The organism is Hoeflea sp. IMCC20628 (assembly GCF_001011155.1).
Classification (GTDB): domain Bacteria; phylum Pseudomonadota; class Alphaproteobacteria; order Rhizobiales; family Rhizobiaceae; genus Hoeflea.
The window spans coordinates 4,656,929-4,672,664 of the sequence record NZ_CP011479.1 but is presented as its reverse complement, the minus strand read 5'-3'; the positions used below and the strand labels follow the sequence as shown (position 1 = coordinate 4,672,664).

General features: G+C 60.2%; 15 protein-coding genes and 1 tRNA gene. 14 read left to right on the top strand and 2 right to left on the bottom strand.

The window, feature by feature from the left end:
* Positions 1-100 precede the first annotated feature (100 nt).
* Positions 101-577 (top strand): DUF305 domain-containing protein, encoded by a 477-nt coding sequence (locus tag IMCC20628_RS21935; protein WP_047031973.1) that lies wholly within the window; start codon positions 101-103, stop codon positions 575-577.
* A 110-nt stretch (positions 578-687) separates the two neighbouring features.
* On the opposite strand, the gene IMCC20628_RS21930 is transcribed toward IMCC20628_RS21935, so the two are convergent.
* Positions 688-2,538, bottom strand: coding sequence for an EAL domain-containing protein (locus IMCC20628_RS21930; protein ID WP_047031972.1), 1,851 nt, complete (start codon positions 2,536-2,538; stop codon positions 688-690).
* Between the two features lie 644 nt (positions 2,539-3,182).
* Positions 3,183-3,272 (bottom strand) — tRNA-Ser (locus IMCC20628_RS21925).
* A gap of 327 nt (positions 3,273-3,599) precedes the next feature.
* Here IMCC20628_RS21925 and IMCC20628_RS21920 point away from each other — a divergent pair.
* The 13 genes from IMCC20628_RS21920 to IMCC20628_RS21860 all read left to right on the top strand — a co-directional run bounded on the left by IMCC20628_RS21920 (position 3,600) and on the right by IMCC20628_RS21860 (position 15,726).
* On the top strand, positions 3,600-4,214 hold the full coding sequence (locus IMCC20628_RS21920; protein ID WP_047031971.1) for a 50S ribosomal protein L21: 615 nt from the start codon (positions 3,600-3,602) through the stop codon (positions 4,212-4,214).
* 79 nt (positions 4,215-4,293) lie between these two features.
* On the top strand, positions 4,294-4,563 hold the full coding sequence (gene rpmA, locus IMCC20628_RS21915; RefSeq protein WP_047031970.1) for a 50S ribosomal protein L27: 270 nt from the start codon (positions 4,294-4,296) through the stop codon (positions 4,561-4,563).
* A gap of 126 nt (positions 4,564-4,689) precedes the next feature.
* The gene (locus tag IMCC20628_RS21910; protein WP_047031969.1) at positions 4,690-5,382 is read left to right on the top strand and encodes a GNAT family protein; all 693 of its coding nucleotides are present in this window, start codon (positions 4,690-4,692) and stop codon (positions 5,380-5,382) included.
* Between the two features lie 71 nt (positions 5,383-5,453).
* The gene (locus IMCC20628_RS21905; protein ID WP_047031968.1) at positions 5,454-5,990 is read left to right on the top strand and encodes a DUF3833 family protein; all 537 of its coding nucleotides are present in this window, start codon (positions 5,454-5,456) and stop codon (positions 5,988-5,990) included.
* Between the two features lie 138 nt (positions 5,991-6,128).
* Complete coding sequence (gene obgE / locus IMCC20628_RS21900) at positions 6,129-7,178, top strand: GTPase ObgE (RefSeq protein WP_047031967.1); 1,050 nt, start codon at positions 6,129-6,131, stop codon at positions 7,176-7,178.
* A 2-nt stretch (positions 7,179-7,180) separates the two neighbouring features.
* Positions 7,181-8,302, top strand: a complete 1,122-nt coding sequence (gene proB / locus IMCC20628_RS21895; protein WP_047031966.1) for a glutamate 5-kinase — start codon at positions 7,181-7,183, stop codon at positions 8,300-8,302.
* Positions 8,303-8,385: 83 nt separating this feature from the next.
* Positions 8,386-9,669 (top strand): glutamate-5-semialdehyde dehydrogenase, encoded by a 1,284-nt coding sequence (locus tag IMCC20628_RS21890; protein ID WP_047031965.1) that lies wholly within the window; start codon positions 8,386-8,388, stop codon positions 9,667-9,669.
* Positions 9,670-9,704: 35 nt separating this feature from the next.
* A complete protein-coding gene (locus tag IMCC20628_RS21885) occupies positions 9,705-10,310 on the top strand; it encodes a nicotinate-nucleotide adenylyltransferase (RefSeq protein ID WP_047032875.1) in 606 nt (201 codons plus the stop codon).
* Positions 10,311-10,407: 97 nt separating this feature from the next.
* On the top strand, positions 10,408-10,821 hold the full coding sequence (gene rsfS / locus IMCC20628_RS21880; RefSeq protein ID WP_245307975.1) for a ribosome silencing factor: 414 nt from the start codon (positions 10,408-10,410) through the stop codon (positions 10,819-10,821).
* Positions 10,822-11,015: 194 nt separating this feature from the next.
* Positions 11,016-11,498, top strand: coding sequence for a 23S rRNA (pseudouridine(1915)-N(3))-methyltransferase RlmH (rlmH, locus tag IMCC20628_RS21875; RefSeq protein ID WP_047031964.1), 483 nt, complete (start codon positions 11,016-11,018; stop codon positions 11,496-11,498).
* A 107-nt stretch (positions 11,499-11,605) separates the two neighbouring features.
* Positions 11,606-13,066, top strand: coding sequence for a murein hydrolase activator EnvC (locus IMCC20628_RS21870; protein ID WP_052766586.1), 1,461 nt, complete (start codon positions 11,606-11,608; stop codon positions 13,064-13,066).
* Complete coding sequence (locus IMCC20628_RS21865; RefSeq protein WP_047031963.1) at positions 13,056-14,378, top strand: S41 family peptidase; 1,323 nt, start codon at positions 13,056-13,058, stop codon at positions 14,376-14,378. The genes IMCC20628_RS21870 and IMCC20628_RS21865 overlap by 11 nt, the downstream gene beginning before the upstream one ends.
* Before the next feature lie 97 nt (positions 14,379-14,475).
* Positions 14,476-15,726, top strand: a complete 1,251-nt coding sequence (locus tag IMCC20628_RS21860) for a divergent polysaccharide deacetylase family protein (RefSeq protein ID WP_047031962.1) — start codon at positions 14,476-14,478, stop codon at positions 15,724-15,726.
* The last annotated feature ends 10 nt before the right edge of the window (positions 15,727-15,736 follow it).

Genomic DNA, 15,736 nt, shown 5'->3' with positions numbered 1-15,736 from the left:
AGTCAATGGAAGGTCAAGTGATATATTTTTGACAATTTGTGGAACCTTCCAGCGCGGCAGGATCGTTAACCCCGGGAACAGCAACAATTCGGAGATCCAGATGGCCTATTCCCGCTTCATAGCAATGATCGTGACATCCACCGTGGTGATGTTCGCCCTGATGTACCTCAACACCTGGGACAGCAGTCACATCTGGTTCAGCCAGACCCGGATGTGGATGGCACTTTACATGGGCGGGGTGATGGCGATCATCATGCTGGCATTCATGCTGTCGATGTACACCAACCGCAAAGCCAACATGGCGATTGTCACTGCCTCGGTGATCGCCTTTGCGGCAGGGCTTTATCTGGTGCGCAGTCAGGATACGGTCGGCGACACAGCCTGGATGAAAGCCATGATCCCGCATCATTCCATCGCCATTCTGACCAGCACCCGCGCCAACCTGTCCGATCCGCGGGTCCGCCAGCTGGCGGACGGCATCATCGAGACCCAGAAGCGCGAAATTGCCGAAATGGAAGCCCTGATCGCCGATCTGAATGGGCACCCGGCTGCTACCCCGGAAATTGACAGCCAATAGAAAGAGACACACCGCGCCAAACATTGCTGCGCTGAGTCGTCTGATTTCACGGAAGCAGCGCCGGACGCCGGTTCCAGCTCGAAACCATCAGGCTTCTGCCAGTAAGCCGCTCAGGCCGAATTGCGCATGTGATCCGCGCCGAGCGCCGGTGTGCTGATCTTGCCATCAAACGACCGCAGCAAGGTGGCGATAGTCTCGCCATCGACAGGGCGGGCAAAATGGTAACCCTGGGCCAGCGGACAGCCGATTTCGAACAAGCGTGCAGCCTGTTCGGGGGTTTCGACCCCCTCAGCAACAATGCCGATCTGCATTTTCTGCGCCATGCTGATCAACGCCTCGACAATTGCGCTGCAGGCTGTGTCCGTCAGCAAGTTGTCGACGAAGGACTTGTCGATCTTGATATAGTCGAGCGGGAAATCCTTGAGGTGGCTGAGTGAGGCAAAGCCGGTGCCGAAATCGTCAAGCGCTATCTGCATGCCCTTGGCACGCAGACGGGCAACCTGGCTCGCCACCTCCTCATCCATCAGCACATTCTCGGTGACTTCAATCTGAAGGTAGTGCAGCGGCACATTATGAGCCTCGAAAGCCGCACACAAACGCTGTTCGAGATTGCCGCGCTGGAAATCAATGGTGGACAGATTAACCGCCACATGGCGCAGTTCCAGTCCCTCATCGATCCAGCCGCGCATTGCGCTGGCAATCTGTTCCAGCATGCAACTGGTCAGGCGAAAGGCATTCTTGGAATCGGTCAGTCCCATGGCAAAGGCGCCGGCGCTGATGATTTTGCCTTCATCGGTGCGGATGCGGGCAAGGGATTCGACCCCGACGATTTTGGCGCGCTGCATGCAGATGATCGGCTGAAAATGGGCAAAGACCCGGTTCTCGTCCAGCGCCTTGTCCAGGAACGCGATCTGTTCGGTGCGACACTGGATCGAGGTGCGCAAACCGGGGTGAAAATGGACATATCCGCCTCTGGCCGTATGCTTGGCATGATAGAGAGCCAGATCGGCATTCTGTCGCAGCATATCGGCGCTGCTACCATCCCTGCTGCTGAGAACGCCACCGATGGTGACTTGCAACAGGATGGTGTTGCCATCGCATTCGTAAGGCAGGTCCATCTGGCCCAGAAGTCGGCCGGCGAGCTCGGCCATGTTTCCGGCATCATTGCATTCGGGGCAAATAACCGCGAACTCGTCGCCGCCCAGCCGATAAACATTGATTCCGCTGCCCAAACTGGCAAGCCGTCGACCGACTTCGCAGATCAGGGCATCTCCAACCGAATGGCCCATGCGGTCATTGATCTGCTTCAGATTGTCGATATCGAGCAGCAACAAACCGAAACGGCGCGCCGGCTCATTCATGTTCTGGGTGATGGTTTCATCAAATGCGTAGCGGTTGAACAGACCGGTCAGCTGGTCATGATAGGCAAGGTGTTGCAGACGGCGGCTGACCTCGTCTCGCTCCATGGCGATGGAACAGAGATGGACGCAGGTATCAACGAGCTGCCGCTCCATGTCGTTCGGCCCGCGAGGCTCTCTATAGTAGAACGCAAATGTGCCAACCACCCGCCCCCCTGGAGATTTGATCGGGCTGGACCAGCAGGCCTTCAGCCCCAGCGGAAGGGCGAGATGCTGGTAATCCTTCCAGCGGTAGTCCGTGGCGATGTCGGAAACTTCAACCGGGATGCCGAAATAGGCAGCGGTGCCGCAGGACCCGACCGCAGGCCCGATGGAGCATCCATTGAGCGCTTCGCCATAGGACTTGGGCAGAGCAGGCCCGGCGACCGGACGGATCAGCCCTTCCGCGTCAATTCCAGCGATCGTGCAAAACGCACCCGGGGCCAGCCCCTCGGCGCGACGACACAGCCTATCCGCGACCACGGCAAAGGGCACGCCTGTGGCCACCGCCTCAAGTATGTCATTCTGCAGTGCCGACAATGCGGCATCAAGTCTGGCTTGCATGGACTAATCCTTCGCGTGCAATCTCCCTACAAACGCAGAAGCGAGTGTTTATTCTCCTTAAGAAACTCCAGATTGGCCGTTTTAGGGCCAAAATCGCCGGAAACATTCCCCGGTGGTTAACACAGGCTTGCAGCAACTACAGAAGTCAGACTTGTTTTTCACCTGACGGAACAGCCCTCGCGGCCATGGGAATTGCTGCATGGATCAGATTTCAGCGTATGCAACTAAACGGCCTGAGTCGAAAAATCGCTTGATCAGTCTGCAAAAGCATTGTGAAGGACACTGCGAATCGGGCCCACCTGAGTGGTCCATGTTGAAAGTCAGTGCATGGTGGGTCTTTGATGCATCAGGATGATGAGTTCCGCCGCTGCCGGGGAATTTTCTTTGTGTTACCCAGGTGATGTGCCGGATGAGTGGGTGAAGAATCATATTGTCTGACAGTGAAATACGGTCTTTGTAGCTCACAAACCTGAGGTCAAGTTACCACAGCGGCCTGGCTGGACGATGCCATCAAACGCGTAGACGCCATAAAACGGACTCTAACGACATGTCGCACCATGCATAAATGAATGTGGTACGAAATGTGGGATTAGAGCTCTCGCTCTACTAAATAGCCATTTAAAACAATGACCTACAAAGCCATGTGGCGGAGAGGGTGGGATTCGAACCCACGGTGGAGTTGCCCCCACGCCGCATTTCGAGTGCGGTACTTTCGACCACTCAGCCACCTCTCCGCGTCTTTGGTCGGCGCAGTATCAGTGCGCGGTCGCCTCCATAACCGGCGTGGCCCGCTTGCACAAGAGGTAAGTTTGCCTGTTCCCTCTCAAACCGGGGTTTGACAGCCAATTTGGCTTGACTCACGCCACCGCCTCACGTATCTCGCGAACCGAATGCGGCGTGGGGCTTCCTGCGCCGTTGGCCTTTGATTGGGTAATCCAGATAACTGGAACTCCATCAGGCTTCACCCGGTTGTTCCGGCAACGGACCGGCCGATCAGTTCCGACTGGCAAAAAGACGGCCCGCTGAAAAGCGAGAGCCGGACGAACACGAAAGGACAAAAGATGTTCGCAGTCATTAAAACCGGCGGTAAGCAGTACCGCGTCGCCGCCAATGACGTATTGACGATCGAAAAGCTTGAGGGCGCCGCTGGCGACACCGTCGAGTTCAACGAAATTCTCATGGTCGGCGAAGGCGCCGGCGCAACCGTTGGCGCTCCGCTTGTCGAAGGCGCCATGGTTGTTGCAGAAGTTGTCGAGCAGGGCCGCGCCCGCAAGGTTATCGCCTTCAAGAAGCGTCGCCGGCAGAACTCCAAGCGCATGCGCGGTCATCGTCAGCATCAGACGGTCGTCAAGATCATCGACATCCTGACCGGTGGCGCCAAGCCATCGAAAAAGGCTGCCGCGAAGAAGGAAGCCGCACCCAAGGCTGAAGCCAAATCGGCTGACGCAGCGCCGGCAACCCTGTTCACCGCGCCAAAGGGCAAGTCCGATGACCTGACCACGATCAAGGGCATCGGCCCGGTCGCAGCCGGTCAGCTCAACGAGCAGGGCATCACCACATTTGCCCAGATCGCCAAGTTGAGCGACAAGGACATCGTCACCATCGACGAAGCCATGCCGTTCAGCGCTGACCAGATCTCCGATTGGCGCGAGCAGGCCAAGGCACTCGCCAAGTAATCAACCGCCCGTTCGGGCCCTGGCGGCCAAAAGCCGCACGTGAGACAATCGCCCTTGAGGGCGGAACAGGAGCAGACCCATGGCACACAAAAAAGCTGGCGGTTCAACGCGTAACGGTCGCGATTCGGAATCCAAGCGCCTCGGCGTGAAGAAGTTCGGTGGCGAAACCGTCATTTCAGGCAACATCATCCTGCGTCAGCGCGGCACCAAGTGGCATCCCGGCACAGGCGTAGGCCTCGGCAAGGATCACACCATTTTTGCCGTGCAGCCGGGCAATGTTGACTTTCGCAAGAAAGCCAACGGCCGAACCTATGTATCTGTTGTCGCGAAAGCGGAAGCAGCGGAATAAGCCGGATCGCATTTTGCAAACCGGTGTCTCATTGACCCGGCCAGCATAGGCATCCTCCGGACGACCGGAACAAGGACAGGGGAGATGGGACACCATCTCCCCTTTCTTTTTGTCCAAAACCGGAGAATGACCATGAGACAAGACCCCCACAGCAGTCCCGGCGCCAGCGCCAGGGCACCCAGAGACAGCCTCGGAGACAGCAGTAGCCCGAACGATACGGAAAGTTTCGAGCGGAGGGCGGCTGCCTATGATTGCCCGGTTCTTCTGACCGAAAACCTGGTCTTGCGTGCGCCCCACGCCGAGGACATCGACGCAATTGCCATTCTCGCCGACAATCCGGCCATCGCCACCATGGTGTTACGCATTCCCCATCCTTATGGGCGAGCTGACGCCGAATCCTTTGTGCGATCAACGACCAAACGCGAGAATGGCAATTGCGTCTACGCCATCACTGAAACCGAAACCGGCAAACTGCTTGGCTGTTGCTCGCTGGACGCTTCCGAAGACGGAAAAGCGCTCGAAATCGGTTATTGGATCGGAGAGCCGTTCTGGCGCCGCGGCATTGCCACCGAGGCGGTTCACGCGCTGGTCGACATGGCCTTCCGGACCCGCGAAATCAGCCATATCGATGCCAGTTGCCGGGTGATCAACCCGGCCTCCCGCCGGGTGCTGCAAAAAAGCGGCTTCCAGTTTCAGGGCAGCGGCATGGTCAGCATATTGGCGATCACCGGCAGTGCTGCCGTCGAATGGTACCGGCTCGACCGCAAGACCTGGGTCTCGCTGATCGGCTGGTCAAAAGAAAGCAAGAAGAAGGCATAAACCCGCCGGCTCGACCAATCCGGCAAGTCTGAGCTGACGTAGAAGGGTCATGACCCCGAAAGGAACTCATCATGACCCTTCTGCGCCGCTTCAGCCTTCTGGCTGCACTGCTGTTTTCCGTCCTGTTCTCGTTACCCGCTCACGCCACTGACCTGCGGCTAGAGGATTTCTTCAAGGGCAAAACCTATGCCTATGGCTCGTTCGGCGCCATCACCGGGCTCAAACGTTCCTTCCGGGTCGACCTGACCGGCAACGTCCGCGGCAAGGTGCTGACGCTGCGCGAGGATTTTCGCTATGACGATGGCGAACGCGACACGAAAACCTGGATTTTCACCCGCACCGGATCAGACACCTATTCCGGCACGCGCGAAGATGTCGTCGGCGAAACCACCGTTCGCCTGTCAGGCAACACCGCCCGCTTCACCTATCGCGTCGATCTCAATCCCGGCAGCAAACCCAACATTGTCCGCTTCCATGACAAGCTGGTGCTTGAGGACGACGGCACACTGCGCAACACCGCTCTTGTCACCAAATTCGCTCTTCCCATTGCCCGCGTAAAAGTCAATTTCGCACCGACATTGGCAGGCGCGAAAGCCATCAAACCCTGAGGCGTCACGGCCGGCACCTTTACCACCAGTCGCAATAGGCTTTGACCTCGCCGCCCGAGCCGTTTATCGATGCGCCCTAAAGCCGGAGGCACGCGCCTTCCGGCTGCTCGCGTTCAAAGCCCGGATCGGTACAGCCAGATGAAGTTCCTCGACGAAACCAAGGTCTATATCCGCTCAGGCGACGGCGGCGCCGGCAGCGTCTCGTTCCGGCGCGAGAAATATATCGAATTCGGCGGACCTGACGGCGGTGACGGCGGTCGTGGCGGCGATGTCTGGATTGAGGCCGTCGACGGCCTCAACACGCTGATCGACTACCGCTTCCAGCAGCATTTCAAGGGCAAGACCGGCACCCATGGCATGGGCCGCAACCGCACCGGCGCCAATGGTGACCACGTCACCCTGAAAGTGCCGGCCGGCACCCAGGTTTTCGAGGAAGACAACGAGACCCTGATCTGCGATCTCACCGAGATCGGCCAGCGCTACCGTCTGGCTGCCGGCGGCAATGGCGGTTTTGGCAACGCCCATTTCAAATCAGCCACCAACCAGGCTCCGCGCCATGCCAATCCCGGCCTTGAAGGTCAGGAAAAGAACATCTGGCTGCGGCTCAAGCTGATTGCTGACGCCGGCCTGATTGGCCTGCCCAATGCCGGCAAGTCGACCTTTCTTGCCGCCGTCACCCGGGCACGGCCGAAGATTGCCAATTATCCCTTCACCACGCTGCATCCCAATCTGGGTGTTGCCACCATCGATGGCCGCGAATTCGTGCTCGCCGACATTCCCGGCCTGATCGAAGGTGCCCATGAGGGCGTCGGCATCGGCGACCGGTTCTTGGGCCATGTCGAACGGACCAGGGTGCTTTTGCATCTGGTCTCGGCGCTGGAAGAGGACGTAGGACAAGCCTACAAGACAGTCCGCCACGAACTCGAGGCCTATGGCCACGGCATTGCTGACAAGCCGGAAATCGTGGCACTGAGCCAGGTTGATGTGGTCGACGCCACGCAGCGGGCTGAAAAGGTCCGGTCACTCAAAAAGGCTTGCGGGCGGGCTCCTTTCGAGATCTCCGCCATCACCAGCGAAGGCATGACCGGCACGCTCAGGGCGCTGCGCGACATCATTGTCGGCGCCAAGGCTGAAGAGGACGCCGCCAGCGCTCCTGCTGCCGGCACCAAGGGCGACGCGGACAGCTGATCATGACGGCGATGCGTAAACCGGTTTCCGCACACAAGCGGATTGTCATCAAGATCGGCTCCGCCCTGCTGGTCGACCGCGACAGCGGCTTGAAGAGCGCCTGGCTTGAATCGCTGTGCGCTGACATCGCAGCCCTGAAAAATACCGGCGCCGAGGTTCTGGTGGTGTCTTCCGGCGCCATAGCCATGGGCCGCACCGTGCTCGGGCTTGCGCCGGGCGCCCTGCGGCTTGAGGAAAGCCAGGCCGCAGCAGCCGTCGGCCAGATCGCGCTGGCCCGGGCCTGGTCCGCGAGCCTGTCGACACACGGCATTGTCGCCGGCCAAATCCTGCTGACACTGGGCGACACCGAGGAGCGGCGGCGCTACCTCAATGCCCGCGCCACCATTGCCGAACTGATGCGCCACAGCGCGGTGCCGATCATCAACGAGAACGACACCGTCGCCACCAGCGAAATCCGCTATGGCGACAATGACCGGCTCGCCGCCCGTGTCGCCACCATGACCGGCGCCGATCTTCTGGTGCTGATGTCGGATATTGACGGGCTCTACACCGCTCCGCCGCATCTTGATCCGGACGCCCGGCACCTCGAGACCATCGAGGCGATCACGCCCGAGATCGAGGCCATGGCAGGTGACGCCGGATCGGAGCTGTCGCGTGGCGGCATGAAGACCAAGATCGACGCCGGCAAGATCGCCACCAGTGCCGGCTGCGCCATGATCATTGCCTCAGGCAAAACCGACCATCCGCTCTCGGCCATCGACAAGGGCGCCCGGTCGAGCTGGTTCCAGCCCTCGGGCACGCCGCAAACCGCACGCAAGACCTGGATCGCCGGTCAGCTCGACCCAGCCGGACGACTGACCATCGACCAAGGTGCCGAAACCGCACTGCATTCCGGCAAGAGCCTGCTGCCGGCCGGTGTTCGCGCCGTCTCGGGAGACTTTCACCGCGGCGACCCGGTTGCGATCTGCGATGCTGCCGGCCGCGAAATCGCCCGCGGCCTGTCGGCCTATGATTCCGACGAGGCGCGGCGCATTTCCGGGCGCAAATCCACCGAGATCGAAGCCATCCTGGGCTATTCGGGCCGCGCCGCCATGATCCACCGCGACGACATGGTGATCAGCTGACAGCCTTCAGGCCGTCTCCCGGCTTTACGAGGTCACGCCGATTGCGTATGAAAACCGCCTGACCGTGCGCCCGGAGAGCCGCCATGCTGGAAAAGACCAATAGCCAAGCCGACATCACCGCCCTGATGGCCGATATCGGCCGTCGCGCGAAGGCTGCGGCGCGACCCTTGGCGATCGCCAGCACCGACCGGAAAAACGCCGCGCTCAATGCCATGGCCGACGCCATTTCCGCGCGCAGCCCGGAGATCCTGGCAGCCAATGCAATTGACGTCGAAGCCGCTCTGGCGACTGGCATGGCATCATCTTTTCTCGACCGGCTGAAGCTTGATGACAGCCGCATTGACGCTATCGTCAGCGGCATTCGCGCCATCGCCGGTCTGCCTGATCCCGTCGGCAGCGTCATCGCCGCATGGGACCGGCCCAACGGGCTCAGGATCGAGCGCGTTCGCACGCCGCTCGGCGTTATCGGCGTGATCTATGAAAGCCGCCCCAATGTCACCGCCGACGCAGGCGCCCTGTGCCTCAAGGCCGGCAATGCGGTGATCTTGCGCGGCGGATCGGATTCTTTCCATTCCTCGCGCGCCATTCATGCCTGCCTGGTTGAGGGGCTTGAAAGCGCCGGGCTGCCCGCAGACGCCATCCAGATGATTCCGCTCAGCGACCGCGCTGCCGTCGGCGAATTGCTCACCGGCCTGAATGGCGCGGTTGATGTCATCGTGCCGCGCGGCGGCAAGAGCCTTGTTGCACGCGTTCAGGCCGATGCCCGTGTGCCGGTCTTTGCCCATCTCGAGGGCCTGTGCCACATCTATGTCGACAAGTCCGCCGATCCTGCGATGGCCCGCGCCATCGTGGTCAACGCCAAGATGCGCCGCACCGGCATTTGCGGTGCCGCTGAAACCCTCCTGCTCGACGGCGCCATTGACCGCGGGCTTGCTGCCGATATCCTCGCCGACCTGACCGCCGCCGGATGCGAAATCCATGGCGACAACGCCGTCATGGAACTGCTGCCCCAGTCAATACCCGCCACGGAAGATGACTGGCGCACCGAATATCTTGACGCCATCATCGCCGCGCGTTTCGTCGATGGCATCGATGGCGCCATCAATCATATTGCCCAGTGGTCATCGAACCACACCGAGGCGGTGATTGCCGAAGACCCAGATGTGGCCGACCGCTTCTTCTCGGAAGTTGATTCGGCAATCCTGCTGCACAATGCTTCCACCCAGTTCGCCGATGGCGGTGAATTCGGCATGGGTGCGGAAATCGGCATTGCCACCGGCAAGATGCACGCCCGCGGCCCGGTGGGCGTCGAGCAACTGACGTCCTTCAAGTATCGCGTCCACGGTACCGGCCAGATCCGGCCTTGAGGGTGACGCGCGCCAAGGCTTCCTCATTCCTCAAGATGCCTTACGTTGAGAAGGGCATGACCGTCGGCCTTTTCGGCGGATCCTTCAATCCCCCGCATCAGGGCCACGAACTGGTCGCCGAAATCGCCTTGCGCCGAATCGACCTCGACCAGCTGTGGTGGATGGTGACACCGGGCAATCCGCTCAAGAACCACAATGAACTGGCAAGCCTCGAGGAACGGGTAGCGCTGAGTCGTGCCATAGCGCCTGGCCCCAAGGTCAAGGTCACAGCCTTTGAAGCCGCTCACAACCTGCATTACACCGCGCAGACGCTTGCTTTCGTCAAGGCCCGCAATCCCGGCGTCAGGTTTGTCTGGATCATGGGCGCAGACAATCTCAAGCATTTCCATCACTGGCAGAACTGGCGCGGCATCGCCGAAACCTTCCCCATCGCTGTGATCGACCGGCCCGGATCGACCCTTGCCTATCTGTCGTCAAAAATGGCCAAGACCTATCATCACGCCCGCGTTGATGAAGACGACGCCGCCGTGCTGCCGTTTCTCCAGGCCCCAGCCTGGACCTTCATTCATGGCCCGCGCTCTTCGCTGTCATCGAGCGCCATCCGCAGCGAGCGCGGCAACAATCAGGGCTCCACATCTTGAAAAACGCCGCTGACAATGACTATCTTGGAGATGCGTCGCGACTGCGTTGACAGTTGCGGCGGTTGTTGGACTGTTCAGGACAAGGAAAGGAACCACTCTGAGAACAGAACACACAAAGGGAAACGCCGAAGGCGATTTCTCACAAGCGACGGGAAGTGGCGACCGAGCCGCTTTGCGCCAGCTTCAGCTGGTCCGCGACAGTCTGGCGGACTCCAAGGCAGAAGATATCGTAGCCATCGACATCGCGGGCAAATCGGCGTTGGGCGACCACATGGTCGTCGCATCAGGCCGGTCGAATCGCCATGTGGCATCGATCTGCGATCGACTGATCACCGAACTCAAGGACGCCGGCTTCGGCAATCCGCGGGTCGAGGGTCTGGCGACCGGAGATTGGGTGCTGATTGATGCCAACGATATCATAATCCATGTTTTCCGGCCCGAAATCCGGGAGTTCTACAATCTCGAAAAGATGTGGCAGGCTCCAGAGGTCACGGACGAAAAACTGCACTGACCGGCACGCTCTGACCGGCCTGCCGGGTTTCACGGACGCCCGCAGACACGGCGGAACCTGATACAGTGCCAGCACATGCTGCACGCATCCTTGAACTGCCAGCGGTTTGAGGCAAAATTCCTGCTGCCCTTTACAGGACCGCAGCGATCCGGCCTTCGACGCGCGAGGGCCGTACAAACCGGAACACGGTCACGATGCGCATCACACTTTTTGCCGTGGGACGGCTCAAATCCGGCCCGGAAAACGAGCTTTCCAGCCGCTACCTCGAGCGATTTGCCAAAGCCGGCAACGCGCTGGGGCTGGATTTCGCCCGCACCATTGAAGTGGCCGAAAGCCGCGCCTCCACCGCCGACTTGCGGAAGAGAGAGGAGGCCGCGCAGCTTGTCCGGGCAATGCCCGACGGTGCGGCGCTGATTTTGCTCGATGAACGCGGCAAGACGCCCGATTCAGCGGAATTTGCCGATCAGCTCGGCCGCTTGCGCGACGAAGGCCGCCGCGATCTGGTTGTGGCCATCGGCGGCGCTGACGGACTGGATCCGGATTTGCACGCCAAGGCGGACGCAGTGATTTGCTTCGGCCGCATGACCTGGCCGCACCAATTGGTGCGGATCATGGCCGCCGAACAGCTTTACCGCGCCGTGACCATTCTTGCCGGCCATCCCTATCATCGATCCTGAACCTGCAGTTCGCGCAGACAACGTGAATCCCGATGGATCGCAAAGAATTGATCGCATCGAGCTTATGGTTCATGGAGCATTAACGCCGGCTTGGTTAGGGTGATCCGATGTCGAGTTTCCAATCCGAACCGAATGTGTCCGGACCTTTCCGGATTGCTGCTGTCGCGCACGCGCCCTTGAATTGGGCTGCACCGGGCTTGCCGGCCTTTGCCCGTTTTTCACCTGCATTGGTTTCGCTTGCCCTGCTTGGCTTCGTGTTCACTGGCCCTGCCCGCGCGACCGACCCCACCGAACCTGAATCCGCCACTGTCGCCAGCGAACTGGAACAGCAGGAAAAGACCAGCCGGGTCGAACTGCAATCGGTCGCCGGTCAGGCCGCACTGGCAGCAAAGGCGCTGGCTGCGCTGGAGAGCGATATCGACGCGTTGCGCGGCGACCAGAAGTCGCTGGATCAGCAGATGGCCGAGACCGCATCCCGGCGCGCCACGCTGGATGAGCGGATCACCGCCGGCGAACAGGCATTGACCGGTCTGTCGGAGCGTCAGGAATCGGTGCGGATGTCTCTTGTTTCGCGCCGCGCGGTGCTCGCCGAAGTACTTGCCGCCCTGCAGCGAATCGGTCGCGATCCGCCACCGGCGCTGCTGGTCAGTCCCGAAGATGCCCTCTCCTCGGTACGAAGTGCAATCTTGCTTGGTGCCGTCGTGCCCGAAATCCGCTCCGAAACTGAAGCTCTCGCTGCTGATTTGAAAGAATTGGCAGCCCTGCGCCAATCCATCGCACTGGAACGCCAATCGCTGGCAACAGCACTTGACGAAAATGCCGCCGAGGAACAGCGCCTGGCCAATCTTGCATCGGAGAAAACCGCCTTGCTGGCTGAAAGCCAGCGACGGATTGAGCTTGAACGCCAACGGGCTGAGGCACTTTCGGTTCGATCAGACCAACTCGAATCGGTGATCGCCAGTCTTGCCGACGAGATTGACTCGCTCAAAGCCGCCGCGGACGCTGCCCGAAAGGCAGAAGAAGACCGCCAGCAGGAACTGGCCGAGCGATTGGAGCGGGCCCGCGCCTTCGCAGCGGTGGCAGTGCCCGACAAAAACCGCATTATGCCGGCATATGCATTCTCGAAATTGCCCGGAACACTGGTTCATCCCGCCACAGGCGAGACCATCGGCTTTTTTGGCGCAGATGACGGAACCGGGCATACAACGACGGGTGAGGTTCTGGCCACGGACAAGGGCGCGACGGTCTACGCGCCAGCCGATGGGTGGGTTGCCTATGCCGGGCCATTTCGCAACTATGGCCAGATCGTCATTCTTGATACAGGTGACAATCACCATGTGATTCTCGCTGGAATGGAAAAAATCGAAGTCCCTGCCGGGCGGTTTGTGGTTTCCGGCGAGCCTCTGGCAAAAATGGGACAGACGAGAATTGCCGGTTCTGCAGCTTTGACGCTGGCATCGGAGCGCCCTACGCTCTACATTGAGATTAGAAAAGACGGTCAACCAGTCGATCCGCATCCATGGTGGAGAGACGAGATGTCTTCGAGAAAGGCAAGCAATGATACGTAAAGTAACACTTTTGGCGGTCGGTGTCTTGATGGGCGCAACAGCTGTCAGCGCGATCAATTCCTATGGTGGCTCCGCCGAAGCGGCGGGAACCGCGACCTACCGGCAACTTGCCATCTTCGGCAACGTGTTTGAGCGCGTGCGCGCGCAATACGTCACGCCACCGGAAGAAGACAAGCTGATTGAGAACGCCATCAACGGGATGCTGTCCTCGCTTGATCCGCATTCAAGCTACCTCAATCAGGATGCCGCCGATGACATGCGCACCCAGACCCGCGGAGAATTCGGCGGACTTGGGATCGAAGTCACAATGGAGGATGAACTGGTCAAGGTGATCACACCGATCGACGACACGCCCGCTGCGCGCGCCGGCGTTCTCGCCGGGGACTTCATTTCCGAGATTGACGGCGAGGCTGTCCGCGGCCTCTCGCTTGGCGAGGCGGTCGACAAGATGCGCGGCGCGGTCAACACCGCAATCGAATTGACGGTTCTGCGCGAAGGCGCCGACATGCCGATCAAGATCAAGGTTGTGCGCGACATCATTGCGGTCAAGGCCGTGCGATTCCGTGCCGAAGAGGATGTCGGTTATCTGCGGGTGATCTCGTTTACCGAGAAGACCTATGACGATCTCTCCACTGCGATCGAAAAGATCACCGAAGAAATTGGCGAGGACAAGCTCAAGGGATTTGTACTCGATCTCCGGCTCAATCCGGGCGGCTTGCTAGACCAGGCGATCAGCGTCTCCGATGCGTTCTTGGATCGTGGCGAAATCGTCTCGACCCGCGGCCGCAACCCGGAAGAAACCCGTCGCTTCAACTCGCGTCCGGGTGATCTAACCGGCGGCAAGCCGGTGATCGTGCTGATCAATGGCGGGTCCGCATCTGCCTCCGAGATCGTCGCTGGTGCACTTCAGGATCACCGTCGCGCCACCGTTCTGGGCACGACATCCTTTGGCAAGGGCTCGGTGCAGACCATCATTCCGCTCGATGCCAAAACCGCACTGCGGCTGACCACGGCGCTGTACTACACCCCTTCAGGCACCTCGATTCAGGGTACCGGCATCAAGCCCGATATCCGCGTCGAAGAGCCTGTTCCCGAAGAACTGCGCGGTCGCGTGAAGCCATCAGGCGAAAGCGAACTGCGCGGTCATATCCAGGGCGAGAACGAGGACGAAAAGGGCTCCGGCTCGATCGCCTATGTCCCGCCGGATCCGAAGGACGATGTCCAGCTCGGCTATGCGCTGGATCTGCTGCGCGGCGTCAAGACCGATGCCGCCTTCCCGCCGAGCCCGGAAGAGGCTGCGGTCAAGAACTGACCTGTTAGTGTCCGCCGCCCCGTTTGCACCGCTCTGGCTTGCAAGCGGGGCGGCGGACTGATTCAATCAAGCCGCATCGGGATTCGGACAGAAGAACGTGGGCGACAATATCCATCAACCGCTGGGTCAAAACCGCAAGCCGGCCAACAGACCACAACCTGCCAAGGCCAAACGTGCCTGGTCGCGGCCGTTGTTGTCGATCGCGGTGTTGTGCCTCGTCATCGGCGGAGCAGCCTGGATGTCGCTGTCAGGCGCCGGCATCGGCACCGGAGAGCCGACGCTGGTCTCCACTGAGCCCGAAGCAGGGCCCGAGACCACGGAACAATCCACCAATACCTCCCCGGATGAAGCTTCCATCGACAACAACGCGCTTGCAGGCGAGCTTGAACAGGATGGATCGCTCAACAACCTGCATGGTCAATCTGGCGCCGATGTCGCGATCACACTGGGCGACGATGGCGAGGAAATCGTCAAGATCAGCCCGATAAAGCGCCCCGACAACCGCCCGGTTCTGCTCAAGGCGCCTGGCCAGGTCGGTCAGAACCCGCATCTGGCGCATTTGCCTGACCCAGCGGTACTTGAGACCGCACCTGAAGGATCGCTGCCGGTTCGCGGCCCTGACGGCGAACGCGCTTTTGATATTTATGCCCGGCCCTGGTCGGGAACGCGCGGCACCCGCGTGGTCATCATCGTCGGCGGTCTTGGCCTCAGCCAGACCGGTACCCAATATGCGATCAAGACGCTGCCCGAGGAGATCACCCTGGCCTTCGCATCCAATGGCAACAGCCTGCAACGCTGGATGCAGGAAGCCAGGCGGGGCGGACATGAGATCCTGTTGCAAATTCCCTTTGAGCCATTCGATTATCCGGCCAATGACCCCGGCGCCGGTACGTTGACGGTTGAGGCCGGAGAACAGGCCAATCTGGCGGATCTGCACGAAGCAATGGCCCGCATCACCAATTACACCGGCATCACCAACTTCATGGGTGGACGTTTCCTGGCGGACCCTGATGCACTGGAACCGATCATGCGGGATGTTGCTGAGCGCGGCATCATGTTTCTCGATGACGGCACATCGGCGCGATCGCTGACCGACAAATTCGCCAAAACACTCGGTATTCCTTTCGCCGCATCTGACATGGTGCTCGACGGGACCCAGGAGCGCGGCTACATTCTTTCCAAGCTGGACGACCTGGAGCGTACCGCCCGGCGCAACGGAAGCGCAATCGGCGTGGCCTCCGCATTTGATGTCAGCATTGACGCAATCGCGACTTGGGCAGAAGAAGCCAGAGCCCGGGGTATCGAGATCGTATCAGCTTCCGCGGCCGCGGACGATCCGGAAAGATAAACAGGAACTC

Bases quoted from the DNA above. Each gene is read 5' to 3' on its own strand.
- IMCC20628_RS21865 (WP_047031963.1), top strand. From the start codon at position 13,056: ATGATACGTAAAGTAACACTTTTGGCGGTCGGTGTCTTGATGGGCGCA.
- IMCC20628_RS21910 (WP_047031969.1), top strand. From the start codon at position 4,690: ATGACCATGAGACAAGACCCCCACAGCAGTCCCGGCGCCAGCGCCAGG.
- rlmH (WP_047031964.1), top strand. From the start codon at position 11,016: ATGCGCATCACACTTTTTGCCGTGGGACGGCTCAAATCCGGCCCGGAA.
- rpmA (WP_047031970.1), top strand. From the start codon at position 4,294: ATGGCACACAAAAAAGCTGGCGGTTCAACGCGTAACGGTCGCGATTCG.
- IMCC20628_RS21935 (WP_047031973.1), top strand. From the start codon at position 101: ATGGCCTATTCCCGCTTCATAGCAATGATCGTGACATCCACCGTGGTG.
- IMCC20628_RS21930 (WP_047031972.1), bottom strand. From the start codon at position 2,538: ATGCAAGCCAGACTTGATGCCGCATTGTCGGCACTGCAGAATGACATA.
- IMCC20628_RS21890 (WP_047031965.1), top strand. From the start codon at position 8,386: ATGCTGGAAAAGACCAATAGCCAAGCCGACATCACCGCCCTGATGGCC.
- IMCC20628_RS21920 (WP_047031971.1), top strand. From the start codon at position 3,600: ATGTTCGCAGTCATTAAAACCGGCGGTAAGCAGTACCGCGTCGCCGCC.
- proB (WP_047031966.1), top strand. From the start codon at position 7,181: ATGACGGCGATGCGTAAACCGGTTTCCGCACACAAGCGGATTGTCATC.
- obgE (WP_047031967.1), top strand. From the start codon at position 6,129: ATGAAGTTCCTCGACGAAACCAAGGTCTATATCCGCTCAGGCGACGGC.
- IMCC20628_RS21905 (WP_047031968.1), top strand. From the start codon at position 5,454: ATGACCCTTCTGCGCCGCTTCAGCCTTCTGGCTGCACTGCTGTTTTCC.
- IMCC20628_RS21870 (WP_052766586.1), top strand. From the start codon at position 11,606: ATGTCGAGTTTCCAATCCGAACCGAATGTGTCCGGACCTTTCCGGATT.
- IMCC20628_RS21885 (WP_047032875.1), top strand. From the start codon at position 9,705: ATGCCTTACGTTGAGAAGGGCATGACCGTCGGCCTTTTCGGCGGATCC.